Genomic DNA, 1,024 nt, shown 5'->3' with positions numbered 1-1,024 from the left:
TGAATTTTCCAATAGAAGGTTTTCGTTGCCATTAAATGAAGCTGCAGGTGTTTATATTGTTAAAATAGCCACTACTAATGGAGTAATAACTAAAAAAATTGTTGTGGAATAAATATTGGGATAACCACAAATTTAGTTTAATAAATGTTTTTATATGGGAGTAATAATTATCCCCTTTTGTTGTTGTGGTAAAACTTTAATTGTCAGTGTTTAAAACTATAATTAAAGTTTTTTACTTATATTTGAATTTATTTTATAAAAATAAGGTTGCTGTGTGTATTTAAATTTTATTTAGAATGATTAAATGACTAAAATAAAAGATTAAAAATTATCTTACCTATTTTTAAGAAATATATTGATTTATGAACTAAAAAATATTTAAAATTAAAATAACCTAAGGCATTATAAAGCCCCGATTTTAATTGTAAAATGTAACGCTATGGTTAAAAAAATACCCCAGTTAAAACATATTTTCTTGTTCTTTATTTTTTTTGTTTTTTCAATAAATCAAATATCTGCAAATGCAAAAAATTTAAAGTTATTAAGTACTTCTAATAACTTTTCATTAGCCAACTATCTTTGGGTAAATAATCAAACTGCAGAAGAAGGTTTTACTGCTTATTTTAAAAAAATAGAAGCTGAAATTTTTAATAAAACGTATTTAAAGATAAATAGTAATGAAGAATTTGATACTAACTTAGCTGTTACAGCAAATTGTAAAGATATTACAGTTCAGTTAGATTCGGCTGGAAATGTTAATATTGCAGAGGATGCAATTAATGATGGAAGTACAGGTATAGGTACATTAAGTTTTGATACAGATATTACAAGTTTTACCTGTGCTAATATAGGATCTAACAATGTAGTTTTAACAGTTATAGATGATTTTGATAATTCAACAGATACTTGTAATGCAATAGTTACAGTTGTTGATAATGAAGCACCAGTACCAGATGTTGCAAACTTAACAGCAATTACAGGACAATGTTCAGCTACTATAGTATCAGCTCCTACAGCTACAGAT

2 protein-coding genes are annotated in these 1,024 nt (G+C 25.6%); both read left to right on the top strand.

Annotation, left to right across the window (positions count from 1 at the left end; genetic code table 11):
* The first annotated feature begins 25 nt into the window (after positions 1-25).
* Positions 26-112, top strand: coding sequence for a T9SS type A sorting domain-containing protein (locus tag ACFQZW_RS11270; RefSeq protein ID WP_386783086.1), 87 nt, complete (start codon positions 26-28; stop codon positions 110-112).
* A 327-nt stretch (positions 113-439) separates the two neighbouring features.
* Positions 440-1,024, top strand: a 585-nt coding sequence (locus tag ACFQZW_RS11265; RefSeq protein ID WP_386783083.1) for a hypothetical protein, incomplete at its 3' end; no start/stop codon positions are given.

Origin of the sequence: Lutibacter aestuarii (assembly GCF_042676885.1) — a bacterium.
Taxonomy (GTDB): domain Bacteria; phylum Bacteroidota; class Bacteroidia; order Flavobacteriales; family Flavobacteriaceae; genus Lutibacter; species Lutibacter aestuarii.
The sequence above is the reverse complement of the archived record's forward strand: the minus strand, read 5'-3'. Positions and strand labels throughout refer to the sequence as shown.